Source organism: Bacillus sp. RC240 (assembly GCF_044907945.1).
Classification (GTDB): domain Bacteria; phylum Bacillota; class Bacilli; order Bacillales; family Bacillaceae_G; genus Bacillus_A; species Bacillus_A mycoides.
Genome location: NZ_JBIYCT010000004.1, coordinates 121,994 through 140,981, shown reverse-complemented (window position 1 = coordinate 140,981; position 18,988 = coordinate 121,994). Strand labels below are relative to the sequence as shown.

The window sequence follows — 18,988 nt, the reverse complement described above, 5'->3', positions numbered from 1 at the left end:
TTCTTTAATAATCTATGTGCTATGCCTGAATATTTGCGTAATCTTCAATATGCTCGTACTCTTTTTCCAATTCCTCTAAAGACAGCTCGTATAATTGTCGGTCGCGAATCTTAAACACCCCTGCTCCAATTAACTCATCAATTAAATGTCTCTTACGATTTTCAACAGCAAAACGGAGTTGACTACTCATCTTTTAAAAAACTCCTTTCTACGATCATTGAAAATGATAATCTTTATCAATTACCACTTTTGATTATAAAAGATGATTCTTAATAAGTAAAGTAATCTTATGAAATATTTACCTTACAAAGTATTTGTGGCCACATTATATATATGTATGCCACGCGAAAAATGTTATGACATTTTTTCATACCCTTTTTCTTTCATACTTTGCAAGTTGTCTCATTATGGTTAAATTCACCTTCTATTTCAACTTGAATGGTGACATGTTCTACATGAAATTTCCCCTTTAATACATCCGTTGCTTCTTTCAATACGCTTTGCGTTTCATTACCTTCGATAATAAGATGGCAAGTTAATACTTGAAAATCTGATGTTACAGACCATATATGTAAATCATGAACTTCTTTTACAATAGTAATATTTAATAATGTATTTTTCACCTCTTCAGCATCTATGTGCTGCGGTGCACCTTCCATTAATATATGAACTGTATCACGTGTTACACGCCATCCACTTATAATGACTAAAATAGACACAAGAATACTAGCAACCGCATCTGCAGCAGTCCATCCAAAAAATTTAATAAGTAACGCAGCAATAATCGCTCCAACTGAACCTAATAAATCGCCTAGTACATGTAAGAACGCACTTCTTAAATTTAAATTACCTTTCACATCTCCGCCTCTCATTAATATCCAAGCTGATACAATATTAATAAGCAGACCAAGCACAGCAATAATGAGCATTCCATTACTAGCGATTTCAACTGGTTCCTTAAAACGACGAATTGCTTCAATAAAAATATATACTGAAATGACAATAAGAACGACACCATTACATAATGCCGCTAACATTTCGACTCGCTTATACCCATATGTTTTCGCGGCCGTTGCCGTTTTTTCCCCAAGCTTGAACGCAAGTAAACTTAAAGCTAAGGATACTGCATCACTTAACATATGCCCTGCGTCAGACAATAGTGCTAAGCTATTTGTTACAAATCCGCCAATAACTTCAGCAATCATAAAACTTGTTGTTAATAAAAAGGCAATTAATAACGCTTTTTTATTTTTTGAATGACCGTGATCATGTGAGTATCCCATACAAATACTCCTTTAAGTGCAATATCTGTATGTTAGTATGAAACACATTCCCTATCTTTATCCCCCATTAACGCCCGATAGTGAATGCTACTAATCCGTAGAAGATGAACAATACCCCACTGATTAAAGTTTCACTTTATCCCGCTTCCTCTGTATACAAACTTCGCTACTTTTCAAACAAGTCCTTTTTCTCAACTAAAAACAAGACTACTTCTTTTTTATTTTCATATTGTTTACTAATGAAAGAATTTTTAAGGGGGCTACAAAATTGAAACGACTATTTCTCTGCATGGAGCGTGAACTTGTTGTAGTAAAAGAACAATATGGTAACTATGAAACCACATATCATTTACAAAATATGCAACCTACCTGTATTGTGGTTGATCCATTCCAAACAAATCGTGTTTATTGCGGCACATTTGGACGAGGTTTATGGCTAAGTGACGATGGCGGGGATTCGTGGAGACCAATTGGAGATTCATATCGTTACTTTGATTTCCCTAAAGAGGATGGTATTTTACATTCTTCGATTACTTCCATTACGATAAGCCCTAATGAACAAGTTAACGGATATGGTGTCGTTTATGTCGGTACAGAACCTAGTGCTTTATTCCGTTCAGAAAATGGTGGTGAAACGTGGACTGAACTTAAAAATATGAAATCATTATTATCTTCTTATACGTGGGCTTTTCCGCCTAGACCTTTCACCCATCACGTTCGCTGGATTACAGTTGATCCAAACACTCCAAATACAATCCATGTTTCAATTGAAGCTGGTGCTGTTATTCAAAGTAATGATAGAGGGCATACATGGATTGATAAAAAATTCGGTGCTCCTATTGATGCTCATCAACTGCTTATGCACCCTGAAGCCCCTAATCGCCTTTATGCATCATGCGGTGACGGATTTATGGGCGGACCTGATCGCGCATACCTTGAAAGTTATAATAGCGGAAACAGCTGGATCTCATGCAGTGAAGGACTTGAACATCATTATTTATACAGTATGGCTATCGATCCGGCTGATTGCGATACAATTCTCGTTTCTGCCGCACCAAGTGCCGACCTTGCTCATCACCGTATTCCTTATGAATCTTATATTTATCGAAAAACGAAAGATACTCCGTTCGAGCAAGTGCAGCAAGGTCTACCCTCTGCAATTGGTACAGTCATTTCAATGTTTGCGACAAACCAAGCAGAACCACATACGTTTTACACTTTAAATAACAATGGCGTATTTCAATCCAATGATAGCGGTGAAACGTGGGAACAACTAAACATTCCGTGGAAAGATGAATATAAAACGCAGCATCCACATGCATTGCTCGTTACTTGTTCTTAACGAAAAAAGACTGCCTAATGGCTTTAGGCAGTCTCTCTTTTATTTCTTTAAATCAATTACGATATCATCTAGAACAATATCTTTACTCTTCGCTTCTTTTTTCGGCACCTCAATTTCCTTCTCTTTTCCATTCACATATTCCACTCCACCATGATTTTCAGGTGTATGAACTCGCAAGTGTACACGAGGTGTAACGATAAGCTTTGTTGCATTTTCGTTCAACTTTTGGAATGTAGCACTCCATCGAATATTGTAAGGATCGTTGCCACTTCCCCCATTTCCTTCACCCGAATAATCATTCCCTAAATCATCCTTAACCGTCAATTCAACATCTACACTATCCCATTCTTTCCTCGCACCCTTAGAAACTTCTTGATTGTAATAAAGAATAAATGAAACCGGCGACATTGCGACCTTTTCCATATTTGCTTTTATACCTTCTTTTTCCGAACTTCCACCAATTGTTCTCTCTTTACTATCCATTGATTTTACAGTTAATGCGAAATTCCAATTACCTTGTATTGATTTTTTCCTATCTGGCATCTCTATTCCCTCTATATTCCATCTAAAGTTTACTTTGTCCTTTTTATTAATATCATGGTGCGTCGTTGTTACCATACCTACATACTTTTTTTCAGTAACTTTAGTCATTTCCCCACTTCCTGAACTACCATGAGCGTCCATTATATCCAATCCGCCTAATATAATAGGATCATCCCCTAAGTCTTGCTCACTTTCCAGTGAATACGTTATAGATAATGTTCTGCCATCAGAAATTACATCATTAATTGTAACCTTAACCCCATTACTCTCTCTCGTCATATTCAATTCAGTCGAAAACTCTTTATAATTTTCATATAGTCCTGTTCTACCATTATCTAAAAATCGGAATATATCACCTACAATTGGCAATCCTCCAGCATATGTAGGAAACCCGATACCAAGCGTTGCAACTGATAACCCTACTAAAATAGATGCAGCAGCGACACCTTTTTTCCAAGTTTTCATCTTTTTCTTCGTACGTATAGATCGTTTTAAATTACGTTTCACTTTTTCTTTTTCAATTTCAGAAGTCTCAAGTTCTTTTTCATCTATATCAATATCATTTAATAGTTCATAAATGTCTTTCATATTACACTACCTCCAAAACTAATATTCGTAGCATTTTGTTGTAGTTTCTTTTTTCCCCGGTACACACGATTATCGATCGCCGCCCTGGTTAATCCTAACTTGTCACCGATTTCCTCTGTCTTCATACCGAGAAGATATTTCATAACGAACACCTTTTGATCTAACGGTTCTAATTGATTAATAAGCTTCAATAACTCTTCCCTATCTTCCATAACGATTAATTCATCTTCTGCCGATTTTTCTGTACTAATATGAAACTCATCTGAAATAATTTCTACTGTTCTAGTCGCTTTCCGGTAATAATCAATCGCCTTAAACTTTGCAATCGCTGCAATCCATTTTTTAAAATCACTCGGCTCTCCATGAAACTTATTTGCGTTATTCCAAATGGAAAGAAATATATCATTTACACATTCCTCTATCAATCCATCATTTTGAACTGGAAGAAGTACTTTGTGCGTGATTCCTTTTATGAGTGGTAAGTATGTATCGACAACAAATTCTAGCGCATCTTCTTTTTGCCGCTGTAATCTTTTTATAAAATTTTTCTCATTTGATTTCATGTAGCGATTCCCCTTATTTTTTTGTAAAAGCTTTTACACCCTATATAACGTTTTGGAAATTTTTTTCTCTCATCTTTTTTTATTTTTTGTATGTAATGGAATACTTTTCCTTAGCCATTGTCTCATATAAATATAAGCTTGAAGAAAATTTTCTCAAGTCTGTAATTCAATTAGTGTAGTACACTATTTATGCAGACACTCTTTAACCTGGTGTACATTTCATTTAATTAATCTACTTTTATAATTTTAAATTAGGAGATGAGATTTGTATGTGTGGAATTACAGGTTGGGTAGATTGGAAGAAAGATCTTTCAAATGAACATGTTATTTTAGAAAAGATGGCGAATAGTATTCAGCATCGCGGTCCTGATGCTGAAGGATTTTGGTTTTCACCTCATGCGGCTTTTGCACACCGACGTTTAATTGTTATTGACCCAGAAGGCGGGACGCAGCCAAAAACATTCCGTGCCGGTGATTATACGTATGCTCTTACTTATAATGGAGAAATTTATAATTTTCGTGAGCTGAGAGAACAGCTTCAAAAATGTGGGCATGCATTTGAAACTCATTCAGATACAGAAGTGTTACTACATGCTTATTTAGAATGGAAAGAAGACTGCGTACAACATTTAAACGGAATTTTCGCTTTCGCCTTATGGGATGATCAGAAGCAACAACTGTTTTTAGCACGTGATCATTTAGGCGTAAAGCCACTCTTTTATACAGAAAGAAATGACAGTATTATTTTCGGATCTGAAATAAAAGCATTATTAGCTCATCCATCTGTTCCTGCTGAAATTGATGCGGACGGCATAAATGAAATATTTGGATTAGGCTTATTTCGAACTCCAGGATGTGGCGTCTTTAAACATATTCAAGAAGTTCGTGCTGGACATTCTATAACATTCACACGTGATAAAAAAGTAGTTAAGAAGTATTGGAATTTAGAAAGTAAGATTCATACAGATTCTACTGAAGATACATCATCACATATTTTATCTATTTTACAAGATACAGTAAAAAGACAATTAATTGCCGATGTTCCTCTCGTTTGTATGTTATCAGGCGGATTAGATTCTAGTGGTATTACTGCACTGGCAGGTAAAGAATTTAGAGAGGAACACAAAATACTTCACACATATTCAATCGACTTTTTAAATAGCGCGAAAGATTTCGAACTGACATTTGCTCGAACTGGTCTAGATGCTCCTTGGGTAAAACGTGTTTCTGAACATGTAGGGACATCGCATCATGACATTATTGTGAATGCTGAAGAGTTAGCAAATCACTTATTCGTTCCCCTTCACGCGAAAGATTTACCCAGTGCTGGTGAAATGGAAACTTCACTTTATTTACTATTTTGCGAAATGAAAAAAGATGCAACCGTAGCTTTATCTGGAGAATCTGCTGATGAAGTATTCGGGGGATATCCTTGGTTTCATCAAGAAGAACTATTATATGTAGATAAGTTTCCGTGGTTAACAAACTGGAAAAACACATCTTCTCTATTATTAAACGACGTAACAACTCAATGTAATCCTGAGCAGTACATTAATAAACGATTCCATGAGGCTGCTCTTGAAGTACCTACTCTTGAAGGTGAAAGTAAAAAATCCGCGAAACAACGTCAAATGTTTTATTTATTTTTAACACGATTCCTTCCGTTCTTACTCGACCGTAAAGACCGTATGAGTATGGCTGTAGGATTTGAAGTTCGTGTACCGTTTTGCGATTATAGATTAGTTGAATATTTATGGAACGTTCCTTTCAATATTAAAAGTATTGATAATATCGAAAAGGGAATTTTACGTAGAGCGCTGAAACCAGCTTTACCTGATGATGTGCGAAATAGAAGAAAAAGCGCTTACCCTACTTCACAGGATCCACACTATTTACAAACAATCCGCAATTTAACGCTTGATATGTGCAGCAATAAAAACAATCCTGTTTTCTCACTCATTAACCATTCCATATTACTTGCAATTGCTGATCAAAATAACAAAGAGATTACCAATTTTGAAGCAAGAAGTGCTATGGAGTATATGCTACAAGTAAATGAATGGTTAAAAACGTATCATATTCATATTGCTTAACAAAAAAGAGTTCAAGGACAAAAACCCTTGAACTCTCTTTCATTTATTAATTGGCACATTGTCTATTTTCAGTATCGATGGACCATCCAATAATAGTGGCACAATCTCTACCTTTCCACTGAAGTACATTTGTTAATACAGGCTCAATCTGTAAACAAGATCCGTCGTGTAATATTTCTACTAAAGATTGATCATCATCAAACTTTAGTTTATCACACTCTAAAATACCATCCGTTGCCATTACAATGTGATTCTGACCTTTTTCTAATCCCCTTACCCCTGATGTAAAACAAGGTGTATTCGCTGCAAAAACATTTTTTCTTCCTATATACTCATAGTTCTTACGCTTATTTAGCCTACCTTTTCCATTTTTCGTTTGCTCTGAATGGAATAAGTACGCGAAGCAATCACCAACTGATAGCCAATATAAGAACTCGCCTTTTCGTAAACAAATTAAACATGCAAGTTCCTCATCATCTTGGTCACATTTCTCGATAAAGAGCTCATCTGTAAATAACGCTAATAAATACATATGTGTATGATGAAAAGCTAAATGGATTGGGTATGAAAATAACTCTTTTAGTTTTTCTTCTCTTTCTGCAATCGCTTCTATTATATAATGTATATTTTTCGTTTTATGATGTGTATCAAAAATCATAACAAATTCAAATTCTAATTTCGGATCCCACCAAGCTAGCACTGCATCTCCTCTTTCATATGCATCACTCTCTTGATTTCCTCCATATACGCCGACTGAAAGAGGACCACATTTTTCAACATGTATTTGATCTACATACATCTTTTCATGACTAATCCATTTAAATGTATTCACAGCTATCATCCTCTCTCTTGCTAAATGTATACCTTTACACATAGATTACCTTATATTTCAATAAAAATAAACTTTTTCAACATTTTTAATGAAAATAAAAGGATTTTATTTCTTAATCAACGAATATATCTTACTATACGATATAAAAATAGGAGGATTTATCATTATGAAAGACATTAATCAACATTGGGAAAGTATTTATTATCACTTACGATATGAATATGAAGACAACCTTTCTCACCAAGCTATTCGTATTTTACAAATCGTTTCTCGTGAGAAAGATATAACAATTGGAAAAGTTGCTACTGAGCTTAGTCTCTCTCATAACACAGCATCTGAACACGTAAAGCGCCTTATTCAAAAAGGATTTATTATAAAAGAAAGAAACAAACACGATGAAAGGGTTGTAAACCTTACTTTAACGAAAGAAGGCATTGAAGTATTAGAAAAGCATACTTTACTAGATAAAGAAAAGATAAAAATATTAGAATCACAGTTATCAAAAGAAGAACAACAATTAATTGAAAAAGCCTTTTCGTTATTAGCTAAGGAGGCAAAATATGCATTTCCTCGTTAAGGTCATCGTCTCCGCCCTCATTATTGGGGCTGTAACCGAATTTGCCAAATATTTTAGTACGCTTGGTGGCTTTATCGCAGCCCTTCCTCTTATTAGTTTACTTAGTTTATTTTGGATTTCTTTCGAAGGTGGGAGTAAACAAGAATTAAGTCAATTCGCTTTAGGCGTATTATATGGATTTCCTGCATCTGCACTACTATTATTTATTGTTTATATCGGTTTAAAGAACTCCTTTTCACTTAGTACATCTATACTCTTCGGCATATGTGCCTGGTGTATCGTCTTTACTTGCCAAAAAATATTTCAAGCTTAGGGGGAATTACTATTAATAGATCCGTAGAGATATTTGGACAAACTGTAGAAGTATATATAAGAGGTAACAGTAAACAAACTGTAGTCATTCAAACAGGAATGAGTTGCTCATTTTATGATTGGCTCCCTATTATAGAAGAGCTTTCACAACACTTTACAGTTGTTTCATACCATCGCCCAGGTTACGGAAAAAGTGCGCTAGGAAATACTCCACGTACAGCAAGGCAAGTTACAAAGGAACTACATATGTTACTAAACAAACTCCATATTCACGAGCCAATCATTCTAATCGGCCATTCCTATGGAGGGTTATGTGCACAACATTTTGCAATGTTACATGAAGATAGGCTGCAAGCACTTCTTTTAGTTGATTCTACTTCCATGAACTTACACCGATTAGATGAGCTTCATTTACCAGTTTCTGATCAAACTGATTCTGATGATATGTGGCTACAAAAATATCATACTTACTCCAACATGGATGCAGACGCACTTTATAATGAACTAAAATCTATGCTCGTCAATACAACAAAACAGCATATCAAATTTTCTACCTCTCCTTCATTATATAAAGCGACAGCTTCTGAACTGTCCGAGTGGAAAAATTGTGCTCGCTTAATAAAAAAACAACATAAAACATTAGAAATACCATTAATTGTTATCGGTAGAGATCCTCAATATTCTATTGCTCAATTAATTGAGGGCGGTATGCCAAAAGAAGAAGCTACACAACTTGAAGATATGTGGCAAGAACTTATTCGTGAACAATTAAATCTCTCAATAAACAGCCAATACATTTTGGCTGAACATGCTAGTCACGGGATAGAAAACGATCGTCCAGATGCTATCATTGAAGCCATTCACTTATTGTAAATAAAAAAAGGAAGCAACTAAAGCTGCTTCCTTACTTATCTATTCATAGTCTTCTTCATCATCGACTTCTTCATAATACGAACTCCCATTGCTTACATATATAGGACCGTTCGCAACATCAATACGTAGTACCCATGCCCATGGCACAGCTAAACGTTTATGTATTGCTCTCCAAAAGTTCATTGATTTTCTTTCGTACTCCTGGAACTCCTGAAGTAACTCTTTATAGGAGGAACCGTCTAACTGAATATTTGCTTCTAATAAACGAGAATGGGCATAGTACTGTAACTCTAGTTCAGCAGCAATCTCCATTTCTTCTTCCGTTGCCATACCTATAATTGCTCCATCTGCTGGTGCGATTTCATATACGTTGTGAACTTCAATAAGCCCTTCTTTCTCTTTCTCAAACATGTAAACAGCCTCCTTTAACCAATATTTTTTATGTTACAAAGTCATACTTCTACAATACCTTCTCCCTTTCCTCTTTTTTTGATAAACTTTTACAAATTATTTATCTGATAATCTGTAGACTGTATTCTTTCAGCAGAACTGAAACAATTATTATCAAAAGTTAATTTATACACATCAGGCATATGAAGGGTTTTCCAAAACTGAAAACCATATTTCGAATCAAAATAATTCATTAGTAATACCATAATATTCCCATGAGTACCTATTACAATATTCTTACCTTTATATTTTTTTAATATACTTTGCATACATATTACAGCGCGTCTTTGCGCTACATCATTTGATTCTCCGCCTTCGTATGCAAAAGTCCAGTCTTCCCATACCTTCTGAATAGCATCGTTAAAATCTGTTACTGGCTCTTTACTTAATAACCTTTCCCGTAAATCTTCTTCCAGTTGTATTGATAAATTATATGTATTCGCAATTCCTTGCACAGTTTGAATCGCCCTTTTATACGGGCTAGAAATAACAACATCAATTTTTTTATCCTTTAACAAACTTGTTACATTACCTGCATCAATCTCTCCTTCTTCAGATAAGGGACGTTCCCTTTCTTCCTTTGTATATGTAGAGTGAGCGTGGCGAACGAAATATACTGTAGTCATTATTCAACTTCCTTTCTTAGTTTCAATCTACATTCAATGAAGCAAATAAGAAATCCTGTATTATAAAAAGAAAAAGGACGCTTTCTAAAAAACGCCCTTGTTTACATAATAAAATTATTTCATTATAATTCCCTACTAAACTCTTCATCTGTTATAGCATCTTGAATAAAATAATCTATATTATTTCTCAGCTTTTGGTATGCAACTTGATCTTCTATATCGTTAAACATAATTACAACTTCTACCTTATTTCCCTTCTTATCTGTAGTATACAAACTTTTTGTCAATACGAACGCGGTAGAGCCACCTTTTTGACCAGCGTATTCTAACTTACTATTATTAACTGTTCCTTTGAAAATATTCTCGATTTCTTCTTGCATTGATTTTGGAAAATAATTTCTACTATTTATCTTTTTCATTATACTCATATAGTCTTTAGCGTTTGCACCCACTAATCGATCTGACCAAATTCGCTGAAATTCCATATCTACTTTTAATGGGATATCCCTTTTTTTCCATTCTTCTTCATCTTTCATCCATTCATGAATTTGTAACACATGTTTATTATACTCATCCTTTGACATATTACGTATCATTTCTAACGATTGATTTTCTGACTCATTAAGCTCTTTTTCTACATACCCTCTCATATATAGTGAAGCAGTATACGAAGAGAACTTGTCATGACTAGTAAGCTCTAACTCTTTTAAACTATCATTTACTCTTTCTATTCCAAGCTTATCTAACAAATATGTTGTATTCGCATTAGAACTATAATGAATCATCCCTTTAGCCACTTCTTCTAAAGCAATCTGTCCATTTTGCACTAACTCTCTCACTCTTGCATCTTCTAACCAGTCAGGATGCGCTCCACCATCAGTGTTTTTAACATAATATTTTTCTAACTCCTGCAATGAAATTTGTTCATCACGGCTTATCTTTCCTTCTGACACTTGTTTAGCAAATTCAACTGCTATTACGATTTTTGCCATACTTGCTAATGGTAATTTTTTATTTTCATTTACAGATGTTACTACTTCACCGTTTTTTCTAATAAGTAATGAACATGTTTCATCACCTTTATGTTCTTTTATGTAGTTTAATACGTAATCAGGATCTTCTTTTGACAAATAGTACTTCATAATAACAAAGAAAGCTATAACAGCTACTACAATCACTCCTGCAACAATTCCTATAATCTTTAATATGTTCACAATATGCCCCCTTCTATATAATAATTATAACGAATCGAATTACAAAATTATACAAAATAGAGTAACTCTTCCTAAAACAGAGAGAGTTACTCTATTTCACATGATGTTATTTGTCCATTTAACGTAACGATTATATTTGAGTCGTCACTTTCTTTAACGCTATTTAGTCGATTTGAGTTAGGAGGACCAATTACAACCGACTCCTTAATTGGCGAAAGGTCCTTTCCTAATTTTTCTGCACTTACACCGTATGCAGCTTGAAATACTTCTGGCGGTGTTAATCTAAGTATGTCTGATCCTTCTGCTGTTTCAAACTGATCGTTATTGAAAAACAAATGTAATTGTACTTCTTCTGTTACCGCTGTAATCCAATGCCACCATCCCATTGGAATAAAGACCGTTTGCCCCGCTTTCACATGATAATTTTGCAATTGATTCGTTTCGGGATTTAAAATGGATATAACTGCTTCTCCTGATACAACAACATCTAATTCCCACGCATTCGGATGCCAATGTGGTTCCCGCATATGCCCTTTCGTCATAAATAAATCAACAAACGCCCCTCCTATCATCGCAGGTAACTGCGTTGAGGTAACTTCATATGCAACGTTTTTCTCATCTCTTTTAAAAAAGACATTTTTTCTGGAATCAAAGAAAAGGTTTGGAGTTCCTGAGCTTTTCTTTAAATTTTTATTACCTGGAACATAACCTGAACTACTCATTTTATCCCTCTTTTCCACTCCGAACATTTCCATCTGCACACTGTATCGTATGGAAAAAATGTATGTATGTGCCTAATCATTCACATAACAAAAAAACATGCCTTCATGATGAGAGCATGTTTTGTGATTTTTTTCACATTGTTTAGTTAAAAAATAAACTTTTTACTTACCATGATGTAACATTAAATCACTAAGTTCTTCTTCAATGTGATTTAATTTCGCAACTCCTTCTTTCCACTTATGAATATAACGCGATACCCCGACAATAAATAAAACAATAATTGTAGAAAGAATAATACCATATACGATTGTTACAGTACTCATAGTTACACTTCCTTATAATTAGTAATGTTGTTATTAGTTATATTTTTATTATAAACCTTTTTCTTTTAAAATACTTTGATTTCAACTTTTTGTAACAAAATTGATTTTTCTAACATTTCGTTCATAAAAATGGCATATTTTTCACAAATTATACAAAACTTCACCATATGTACTATTACCACATGAGTTATATTGTTAAATAGGCTAAAGTGAAATTTTAGTCAGTACGGGGTATCTATCCCACACTGATTATTAGCCCGCACCAACCAGGATTTTACGGACCGTTACTGTGGGATAAAGGGGATGAATACTATGACGACTTGGTTTATTGTAATGTTAGTTGTATTTGGAGCATTTAAAATTATTGTTTCTAGCCTTCCTAACTCTGCTATTGAATCCATTATTAGCAAGTACGAAACACATCCACAACTTGAAGAAGAGAATGTGACTGTTACAATCAATGGAAATAACTTAGAAGGCGAAAAGAAATCCAAAATTATTCATGATTTTAACGAAGGATTATTTTTAGATCGCTATTATGCACCACCACACAATGAAGGCACTCCTTTAATTATCAATGCAAAACGTGGCAAAAAAGATTTTACATTTTATATTTATAGTCATGAAGAGCATGTTGATGTAGTAAAACAACATAAAAAGAAGGTAGTTGCTTATAGTTTACGCTCTAAAAACCTTCAAAATAATGATATGTTCGTGTCAGCTGATTTAGCTTAATACTCATATATTAGAAGAAGGAATCCATGTGCCATGGATTCCTTCTTTCCTATTTACTGAAAAATAAGCTCTGTCTTCAAACTATCTTTCGGTAACAACCATCCTTTTTTCTCTATACTCGCCATTAATAATTCTCTTTGTTTTGTCGCGATACTTTCCTCATTTGTTTTAAACGACACTTCTATTACGAAATCATCTTCTATCTTCCCGGTATTACTTAATGGCCAAATTTCAATATTCGTTTTTATATTTTCAAATTCACCTGTATACCGTTTCATTAATACAGGACCGTAAATGTGAGAATCCTTGAGCATCTCTTCTCCCCAATTCGTATACAACCATTTGTTCATTTTCCCTGGTAACTTTTCTATTAACATATTTTGAGCAGCTTGTTCATTTGGTAAATCAAGTACCCCATATCCTTTAGCACTGTAACTTTTCTTATTTGAAATACTTAACGTTTTTTTCCCAAATCCCCAATCTATTTCCGCCTCATAACTATCAGTTTTACTATCAAATCCATCTTTTTTAGCTACTTCTAGTGCATCTTGAATTACACCATTTGGAATAGGATATCTTTTTTTATATGTTAGCTCAAAATCTTTACTAAATTCTTTCTTTCGGATTCTCGCAAACCAACCTTCATTACTTAAACTTTTATTCGCCGTATCTAAAAATTGCACTTGTATTCTTTCATAATTTGTACCAGCCTGGAAATGTTCTAGTACCTCTTGCTTCATCTCTTTGTTATAACCTAATACTTGTTCTGGCTTTAATAATAACTTCACTTCAAAGCTAGGTTTCATTGGACTAGCAGCAAAACCTTCCTTAACGTTATAAAGGAAACAACAAAAGAAAATACTTACGAATACAAATACTTTTTTCATATACCGATCTCCTTTACATTTTAAATTACTTCTATACGTTCCATTGCAAGTGAATATATATTTTCATATCCTGCTGTACTAAGCTTTTGCTGTAATCGATCCGTATCCTCTTTCAGTGCGTGTACTAACACCGTATGTTCTGGTAATAATGTATTTAACATCGCCTTAACGTCACTTATACTTTGATGAACCTTATATGGAACTCGCTCTACCCTACATTCTCTACTTACACATTCTTTCATCACCTTTTCTGCAAAACTCCCTTTAGCAATATGTCCAGTAAAGATAATGGAATTTCGTTCTTCATGCCGAAGCTGTTCATAATATAACTGTGCTCGTTTCGTTTGCATATTCGCATCACTCATTACAACTATTCCGTAACTATTTTGCATACAAATGTCATTATCCATAACTATTATGTTTCTTTTTAAACTCTCCACAACCCGTTCAAGTTTTTCATTATTTTTTAGCCAATCTTTATATATGAACATTTCTTCAAAACCAACCAAAATTTCTTTATCTACTATAAGCGGAAACTCTTTATATCGTTCATATAAATACAATACTATATCTTGCGCCCTACCAAGTGGAGGCAGTGGTAGTAATGCTATTCCTTTATTGTGCGCAACTCGTTCAATTTCTGCACATAATTCGTCCACTCGTTCATTTTGCGAAACATCATCAGTGTGATAAGCGGCATCTACAATTGCAATTTTTATATCGCTTCGCAAATTTTCAGGTAAATTAGCTCGTAGTATATTAGATTCTGCTGAATAATCACCAGAATAAAATACGTATGTATTACACATATCCACTAAAAACCAAACAGCTCCTAATACATGCCCACTATACCCCCATTGAAACCTCAACGTTGGTGTAATCTGTATCCATTCATTTGGATTACTAATCTCATCAATACATACATAATTTAAATCTTTAATATTTTGATCGTTATAAGGTAAATTCCACCCTTTTGAAAGATTGTAGTTTCCCCATTTTTCAAAATAAGCTGGAAGTTGCTCCTTCGTATAACGAGTTGTCCAAATTTTTTTCTTATATCCATACTTCGTCAATAAAGGTAAACCCATCGTATGATCTTCATGAATATGTGATAAAAATACTGCATCCAAAAATGGAACAACTTCTCTTTCTATTTTGGGATAACTATCCTCATATGATCGATTAATACCACAATCAAATACTATTTTTGTCTCTTTATTTTTTACAAAATAGCAGGAACGACCGTATTCTCCCGCTCCTCCCCATACTTCCATCCTCATCATGCTACCCCTTTTCGTTTTTGCTCCATATGTTGCAGAAGTAATAAGCACATTGTTGTAAGCCCAACAGAAACAACAGCCATTGCCATTCCTATAGATACTTCTCCTTGTTCAAATTGAGCAAAAATAAATGTTGCTGACGTTTCTACTGATGGAGGTAGTACGAGAAGCGATGCTACTAACTCTCGTATCGAAATCGTAAATGTCATCGCCCATCCAGCAAGAATTCCTGGAATAATAAGCGGCAATATTATTTTTCTAAAAATATAAATGTAATTCCCGGAAAAAATACTTCCTGCCTGTACAAGAGAATCATCAATTTGTCCGAGCGATGCTTTTACATACTGCACCGTATAAGGTAAAAAGAGAACAACATACGTTACGATAACCATGACTGGTGTATTGTAAATTGACATAGGCATATAGGGTGAATTCCAAAATAAAATAAGCCCTACAACCATCACTATTCCTGGTACCATATTCGGTAACATGCCGCACATATCAAGCCATTTTTCAGAGGACTTTTTCCCCTTTCGAATCATAAGCGCCAAAAATACGCCAATAATTACAGCAACAATCGCCGTTACGAGTGAAAAAAGAAAACTGTTCCATAAAGCTTCTAATCCCGGAGAACCAATTGTAAATAATGCTTCATAATGGCTTGTTGTAAAGTTATTAAAATGTAAGCCACCGCCTCTTAACTTCGACAAAGAAGCAATAAGTATAGAAAAGTATGGGATTCCAATTGCTACTATTAGTAAACCAATTACATAAACCCATGCTATAACGCGCGCAAATATAGACAAAGTATACCTTTTAGATTTCACACCTTTTCCACTAACCATTGCATATGTATACTTTCGATTCAATACATTTTGCATATACCAAATGAGCATACACGCACTAAGTAATAAAGAAGATAATGCTGTGGCACTGCCAAAATCAATCGGCCAACTAGAGATAAATTTATGAATCTCAGATGTTAACACATGGAATCCTATTCTACGTCCGAATGTAGCTGGTGTTCCAAATTCAGCAATCGTCTTTACGAAAATGAGTAAAGCACCCATTACATAACTTGATAACAATAACGGTAGTATTATTTTTCTTAAACGATAAAAAAAACTTCCACCATGAACTGCTGCAGCTTCTTCTTTACTACTCCCAATCTGAAGTAACGTGTTTTTCAACATGAAGTAAAGGAATGGGAATAAATGCAGACTCATAATTAAAACCATACCGCCTAAACTAAAAAACGATGATGAAATCGGCTTTAAAGCCGGAAAAAATTGTTCAAAATAACCGTTAGGTTGCATGAACAAAATCCAGCCCATCGATCCGATATAGGGCGGGGTCATAAATGGGATCATAAAAACAATATCTAACTTACTATACTTTCCTACATCTGTTTTGCTCATAATGAACGCCAATGGAAACGCAAATATTGTAGCTCCTATTACAACGAGTACACCTAGAAGCATCGAATTTAGAAAAATCCCAGCTAATCCACCACTCTGCATGACTTCAAAAGGCTTTAAAAAATTCCAACTGCTATTTTCATATACACTAGAAAATAAAATGAGAAAAAGTGGAATGACGATTAACATCGCCACAAGTAACAACGCTACTGTCATTCCAACTTGTCTTACTGATACGAATCGATTTACCATGTAATCACCATCTTATTGAAATACTTTCTTAAATTGTTTTGCTATTTCATCTTGTTCTTTCTCAACTGTTTTCCAATCAATATTTAATACTGGAATCTCTTCTACATTCGGTCTATTTTCAGCTTTTATATCTTTTCTACCTGGCAACAAATACGCTTTAGAAACTTGTTTTTGCACATCATCTGATAATAAATAATCAATAAACTCTTTTGCACCTTCTACATTTTTACTATCCTTCATAATGCCTGCTGCACGTGGACTAATGACTGTTCCGCTTTTTGGATATACGATATCGACCGGTTCACCCTTTGCTTTTGCACTGTACGTCATATAGTCAACACCTGCGATTACCATATCTTTCGCACCTGTTACAACTGGGTCTAACGCTTCTTGGTTTGCCCCAGCTACTGTAACTTCATTTTTCTTAAGCTGTTCAAATAAATTCCATCCATCTTGTCCATTCTTTTTCACATATCCTGTTACAAAGTCTAAAGCTGAACCTGAAAGTGCTGGATCTGGAAGATTCACTTTCCCTTTCCATTCTCCTTTCGTTATATCGCTCCAATCTTCAGGTGCTGTCTTCACATTTTTTGTGTTATACACAATTCCTAATGCTGAAGCACTATATCCAAAATAATGTCCTTTATCATCCGACCATTCAGAACGAAGCTTATCAGCTTGTTTTGCTTCTTTATAAGCTAACGTTTGCCCATCTTTTTTTAATCCTTCCATCGCTGGTAAAGAAGCAAGTACGACAACGTCAACGACTGGATTTTTCTTTTCAGCCTCCATTCTCGCTAAAATCTTACCTGTTGTTCCTTGAAACATTTCTACTTTTATCCCTGTTTTCTTTTCAAAGTCCTTTTGAATTTTTTCTGCTAATCCTTTTGGTCCTGCACTATATACAACGATTTTCTTTTCATTAGCGTTTTTATTTTTTGCATCTACACTGCCTGTCTTTGAGCTACAACCTGTTACTACAGCAGAAAATAGTAAAGTACATACAAATAAAGACTTAAGCGAACTGAATTTCTTCATACGATTCTCCCCCTATATGATGAATACATTTTTTTGGTACATATAACGATACCGGTTTGCCAACGCTTAGCTTACTATTGTGATAAGCTGTCCATACACCGAGTGTCCCCATATTTACTTTCACTTCATAACGTTCTCCTACATATGTAACGTGCTGAACTTCACCTGTATACATTTCGCACAAGTCATTTTTTGTCCAGCTCACATGCTCTGGACGAATCATTTTTTTCCCCTCTACAAGCCAATTTGCCTTACCAACAAATTTTGCAACAAATTCATGAGACGGTTTCACATAAATGTCTTCTGGTGTTCCTTTTTGTAATACTTCACCCTGCTTCATGACAATAATTTGGTCTGACATTGACATAGCTTCTGTTTGATCATGTGTTACATACAATGCCGTTAAACCAATTGAATGAACGATGTCCATAAGTTCTAATCGCATTTCTTCTCGCAAAATTGCATCGAGTGCACTTAACGGTTCATCGAACAAAATAAAATGAGGTTTCGTTACAATTGCTCTAGCAAATGCGACACGTTGCTGCTGTCCACCTGAGAGTTCATGCGGATATCTTTTCTCCATACCTTGCAAACGAACTCGCTTTATCGCATCTTCTACCTTTTCTCTTAATTGATTCGTTTGCTTTGTAGCCCTTAAACCAAATGCAACATTTTCAAATACAGTCATATGTGGCCATAAAGCAAAATCTTGAAATACCATACCGATATTCCGTTCATGAGGAGATGTTTTTATCTTTTTAGCAGAAGAATACATGCACTTATCTCCAAAATATATTTCACCTTTATCCGGTTCTTCAAGCCCTGCAATCATTCTAAGTAAAGTCGTTTTCCCGCATCCTGAAGGTCCTAAAAGTGTGGTGAATTCCCCTTTTTTCATTACAATCTGTAACGGCTTTAACGCCTGTGTTTTTCCAAATGCCTTTTCTAATCCATGAATTTTAATATCCATCGTTTCACCTCTCTCCCCTCATTCTTAACCTGCTTTCATTCTATCTGGAAGATTTATACTGAATGT

Annotated in this window: 22 protein-coding genes; 6 read left to right on the top strand and 16 right to left on the bottom strand. The window is 34.7% G+C overall.

Annotated elements, in window-relative coordinates:
* Positions 1 to 19: 19 nt before the first annotated feature.
* Both fbpA and ABH955_RS15855 read right to left on the bottom strand, forming a co-directional pair.
* Positions 20 to 190 (bottom strand): Fur-regulated basic protein FbpA, encoded by a 171-nt coding sequence (fbpA, locus tag ABH955_RS15860; RefSeq protein ID WP_002012091.1) that lies wholly within the window; start codon positions 188 to 190, stop codon positions 20 to 22.
* A gap of 193 nt (positions 191 to 383) precedes the next feature.
* Entirely contained in the window at positions 384 to 1,283 is a 900-nt protein-coding gene (locus tag ABH955_RS15855; protein ID WP_404456169.1) for a cation diffusion facilitator family transporter, read from the bottom strand.
* Positions 1,284 to 1,551: 268 nt separating this feature from the next.
* On the opposite strand from ABH955_RS15855, the gene ABH955_RS15850 reads away from it, so the two are divergent.
* On the top strand, positions 1,552 to 2,625 hold the full coding sequence (locus ABH955_RS15850) for a beta propeller repeat protein (protein ID WP_404456167.1): 1,074 nt from the start codon (positions 1,552 to 1,554) through the stop codon (positions 2,623 to 2,625).
* Positions 2,626 to 2,664: 39 nt separating this feature from the next.
* On the opposite strand, the gene ABH955_RS15845 is transcribed toward ABH955_RS15850, so the two are convergent.
* Both ABH955_RS15845 and ABH955_RS15840 read right to left on the bottom strand, forming a co-directional pair.
* Positions 2,665 to 3,756, bottom strand: coding sequence for a DUF4179 domain-containing protein (locus ABH955_RS15845; RefSeq protein ID WP_404491339.1), 1,092 nt, complete (start codon positions 3,754 to 3,756; stop codon positions 2,665 to 2,667).
* On the bottom strand, positions 3,753 to 4,319 hold the full coding sequence (locus tag ABH955_RS15840) for a sigma-70 family RNA polymerase sigma factor (protein WP_088292890.1): 567 nt from the start codon (positions 4,317 to 4,319) through the stop codon (positions 3,753 to 3,755). The genes ABH955_RS15845 and ABH955_RS15840 overlap by 4 nt, the downstream gene beginning before the upstream one ends.
* 269 nt (positions 4,320 to 4,588) lie before the next feature.
* Here ABH955_RS15840 and asnB point away from each other — a divergent pair, with 269 nt between their 5' ends.
* Positions 4,589 to 6,412, top strand: coding sequence for an asparagine synthase (glutamine-hydrolyzing) (gene asnB / locus ABH955_RS15835; RefSeq protein ID WP_404491337.1), 1,824 nt, complete (start codon positions 4,589 to 4,591; stop codon positions 6,410 to 6,412).
* Positions 6,413 to 6,458: 46 nt separating this feature from the next.
* Here asnB and ABH955_RS15830 read toward each other — a convergent pair whose 3' ends face one another.
* The gene (locus tag ABH955_RS15830) at positions 6,459 to 7,286 is read right to left on the bottom strand and encodes a PP2C family serine/threonine-protein phosphatase (protein ID WP_404491336.1); all 828 of its coding nucleotides are present in this window, start codon (positions 7,284 to 7,286) and stop codon (positions 6,459 to 6,461) included.
* Between the two features lie 124 nt (positions 7,287 to 7,410).
* On the opposite strand from ABH955_RS15830, the gene ABH955_RS15825 reads away from it, so the two are divergent.
* From ABH955_RS15825 to ABH955_RS15815, 3 genes are read left to right on the top strand one after another with little or no spacing between them, the layout of a single operon-like run.
* Positions 7,411 to 7,821, top strand: a complete 411-nt coding sequence (locus ABH955_RS15825; RefSeq protein ID WP_002030991.1) for a MarR family winged helix-turn-helix transcriptional regulator — start codon at positions 7,411 to 7,413, stop codon at positions 7,819 to 7,821.
* On the top strand, positions 7,805 to 8,134 hold the full coding sequence (locus tag ABH955_RS15820; protein WP_113938054.1) for a DUF3147 family protein: 330 nt from the start codon (positions 7,805 to 7,807) through the stop codon (positions 8,132 to 8,134). Before ABH955_RS15825 ends, ABH955_RS15820 begins: the two co-directional genes overlap by 17 nt.
* Complete coding sequence (locus ABH955_RS15815; protein WP_404491335.1) at positions 8,086 to 9,006, top strand: alpha/beta fold hydrolase; 921 nt, start codon at positions 8,086 to 8,088, stop codon at positions 9,004 to 9,006. Before ABH955_RS15820 ends, ABH955_RS15815 begins: the two co-directional genes overlap by 49 nt.
* A gap of 39 nt (positions 9,007 to 9,045) precedes the next feature.
* Here ABH955_RS15815 and ABH955_RS15810 read toward each other — a convergent pair whose 3' ends face one another.
* The 6 genes from ABH955_RS15810 to ABH955_RS15785 all read right to left on the bottom strand — a co-directional run bounded on the left by ABH955_RS15810 (position 9,046) and on the right by ABH955_RS15785 (position 12,524).
* Positions 9,046 to 9,417, bottom strand: a complete 372-nt coding sequence (locus ABH955_RS15810) for a hypothetical protein (protein WP_000461762.1) — start codon at positions 9,415 to 9,417, stop codon at positions 9,046 to 9,048.
* Between the two features lie 89 nt (positions 9,418 to 9,506).
* Positions 9,507 to 10,082: a histidine phosphatase family protein gene (locus tag ABH955_RS15805; protein ID WP_201032893.1), complete on the bottom strand. Its 576-nt coding sequence runs from the start codon at positions 10,080 to 10,082 to the stop codon at positions 9,507 to 9,509.
* Positions 10,083 to 10,204: 122 nt separating this feature from the next.
* The gene (locus tag ABH955_RS15800) at positions 10,205 to 11,296 is read right to left on the bottom strand and encodes a serine hydrolase (protein WP_404491334.1); all 1,092 of its coding nucleotides are present in this window, start codon (positions 11,294 to 11,296) and stop codon (positions 10,205 to 10,207) included.
* Positions 11,297 to 11,382: 86 nt separating this feature from the next.
* On the bottom strand, positions 11,383 to 12,018 hold the full coding sequence (locus ABH955_RS15795) for a cupin domain-containing protein (RefSeq protein ID WP_404491333.1): 636 nt from the start codon (positions 12,016 to 12,018) through the stop codon (positions 11,383 to 11,385).
* 162 nt (positions 12,019 to 12,180) lie between these two features.
* Entirely contained in the window at positions 12,181 to 12,342 is a 162-nt protein-coding gene (locus ABH955_RS15790; protein WP_000109008.1) for a hypothetical protein, read from the bottom strand.
* 65 nt (positions 12,343 to 12,407) lie between these two features.
* Positions 12,408 to 12,524, bottom strand: coding sequence for a multidrug transporter MatE (locus ABH955_RS15785; RefSeq protein WP_404491332.1), 117 nt, complete (start codon positions 12,522 to 12,524; stop codon positions 12,408 to 12,410).
* A gap of 130 nt (positions 12,525 to 12,654) precedes the next feature.
* Here ABH955_RS15785 and ABH955_RS15780 point away from each other — a divergent pair, with 130 nt between their 5' ends.
* The gene (locus ABH955_RS15780) at positions 12,655 to 13,077 is read left to right on the top strand and encodes a YfmQ family protein (protein WP_002011948.1); all 423 of its coding nucleotides are present in this window, start codon (positions 12,655 to 12,657) and stop codon (positions 13,075 to 13,077) included.
* A gap of 53 nt (positions 13,078 to 13,130) precedes the next feature.
* Here ABH955_RS15780 and ABH955_RS15775 read toward each other — a convergent pair whose 3' ends face one another.
* Genes ABH955_RS15775 through ABH955_RS15755 form a run of 5 tightly spaced genes read right to left on the bottom strand, consistent with a single transcriptional unit; the run spans position 13,131 to position 18,922 of the window.
* Complete coding sequence (locus tag ABH955_RS15775; protein ID WP_404456145.1) at positions 13,131 to 13,964, bottom strand: hypothetical protein; 834 nt, start codon at positions 13,962 to 13,964, stop codon at positions 13,131 to 13,133.
* Between the two features lie 20 nt (positions 13,965 to 13,984).
* Positions 13,985 to 15,247 carry an MBL fold metallo-hydrolase gene (locus ABH955_RS15770; protein WP_404444622.1) on the bottom strand — a complete coding sequence of 421 codons (1,263 nt, stop codon included), beginning with the start codon at positions 15,245 to 15,247 and terminating at the stop codon, positions 13,985 to 13,987.
* Complete coding sequence (locus tag ABH955_RS15765; protein WP_002031009.1) at positions 15,244 to 16,914, bottom strand: ABC transporter permease; 1,671 nt, start codon at positions 16,912 to 16,914, stop codon at positions 15,244 to 15,246. The genes ABH955_RS15770 and ABH955_RS15765 overlap by 4 nt, the downstream gene beginning before the upstream one ends.
* A 12-nt stretch (positions 16,915 to 16,926) precedes the next feature.
* Positions 16,927 to 17,952: an ABC transporter substrate-binding protein gene (locus tag ABH955_RS15760; protein ID WP_002086426.1), complete on the bottom strand. Its 1,026-nt coding sequence runs from the start codon at positions 17,950 to 17,952 to the stop codon at positions 16,927 to 16,929.
* Positions 17,930 to 18,922: an ABC transporter ATP-binding protein gene (locus ABH955_RS15755; RefSeq protein ID WP_002011954.1), complete on the bottom strand. Its 993-nt coding sequence runs from the start codon at positions 18,920 to 18,922 to the stop codon at positions 17,930 to 17,932. Before ABH955_RS15755 ends, ABH955_RS15760 begins: the two co-directional genes overlap by 23 nt.
* Positions 18,923 to 18,988: the final 66 nt, after the last annotated feature.

Bases quoted from the DNA above. Each gene is read 5' to 3' on its own strand.
- ABH955_RS15770 (WP_404444622.1), bottom strand. From the start codon at position 15,247: ATGATGAGGATGGAAGTATGGGGAGGAGCGGGAGAATACGGTCGTTCC.
- asnB (WP_404491337.1), top strand. From the start codon at position 4,589: ATGTGTGGAATTACAGGTTGGGTAGATTGGAAGAAAGATCTTTCAAAT.
- ABH955_RS15765 (WP_002031009.1), bottom strand. From the start codon at position 16,914: ATGGTAAATCGATTCGTATCAGTAAGACAAGTTGGAATGACAGTAGCG.
- ABH955_RS15840 (WP_088292890.1), bottom strand. From the start codon at position 4,319: ATGAAATCAAATGAGAAAAATTTTATAAAAAGATTACAGCGGCAAAAA.
- ABH955_RS15805 (WP_201032893.1), bottom strand. From the start codon at position 10,082: ATGACTACAGTATATTTCGTTCGCCACGCTCACTCTACATATACAAAG.
- ABH955_RS15810 (WP_000461762.1), bottom strand. From the start codon at position 9,417: ATGTTTGAGAAAGAGAAAGAAGGGCTTATTGAAGTTCACAACGTATAT.
- ABH955_RS15830 (WP_404491336.1), bottom strand. From the start codon at position 7,286: ATGTGTAAAGGTATACATTTAGCAAGAGAGAGGATGATAGCTGTGAAT.
- ABH955_RS15855 (WP_404456169.1), bottom strand. From the start codon at position 1,283: ATGGGATACTCACATGATCACGGTCATTCAAAAAATAAAAAAGCGTTA.
- ABH955_RS15755 (WP_002011954.1), bottom strand. From the start codon at position 18,922: ATGGATATTAAAATTCATGGATTAGAAAAGGCATTTGGAAAAACACAG.
- ABH955_RS15845 (WP_404491339.1), bottom strand. From the start codon at position 3,756: ATGAAAGACATTTATGAACTATTAAATGATATTGATATAGATGAAAAA.
- ABH955_RS15815 (WP_404491335.1), top strand. From the start codon at position 8,086: ATGTGCCTGGTGTATCGTCTTTACTTGCCAAAAAATATTTCAAGCTTA.
- ABH955_RS15780 (WP_002011948.1), top strand. From the start codon at position 12,655: ATGACGACTTGGTTTATTGTAATGTTAGTTGTATTTGGAGCATTTAAA.
- ABH955_RS15795 (WP_404491333.1), bottom strand. From the start codon at position 12,018: ATGAGTAGTTCAGGTTATGTTCCAGGTAATAAAAATTTAAAGAAAAGC.
- ABH955_RS15825 (WP_002030991.1), top strand. From the start codon at position 7,411: ATGAAAGACATTAATCAACATTGGGAAAGTATTTATTATCACTTACGA.
- ABH955_RS15790 (WP_000109008.1), bottom strand. From the start codon at position 12,342: ATGAGTACTGTAACAATCGTATATGGTATTATTCTTTCTACAATTATT.
- ABH955_RS15775 (WP_404456145.1), bottom strand. From the start codon at position 13,964: ATGAAAAAAGTATTTGTATTCGTAAGTATTTTCTTTTGTTGTTTCCTT.
- fbpA (WP_002012091.1), bottom strand. From the start codon at position 190: ATGAGTAGTCAACTCCGTTTTGCTGTTGAAAATCGTAAGAGACATTTA.
- ABH955_RS15820 (WP_113938054.1), top strand. From the start codon at position 7,805: ATGCATTTCCTCGTTAAGGTCATCGTCTCCGCCCTCATTATTGGGGCT.
- ABH955_RS15760 (WP_002086426.1), bottom strand. From the start codon at position 17,952: ATGAAGAAATTCAGTTCGCTTAAGTCTTTATTTGTATGTACTTTACTA.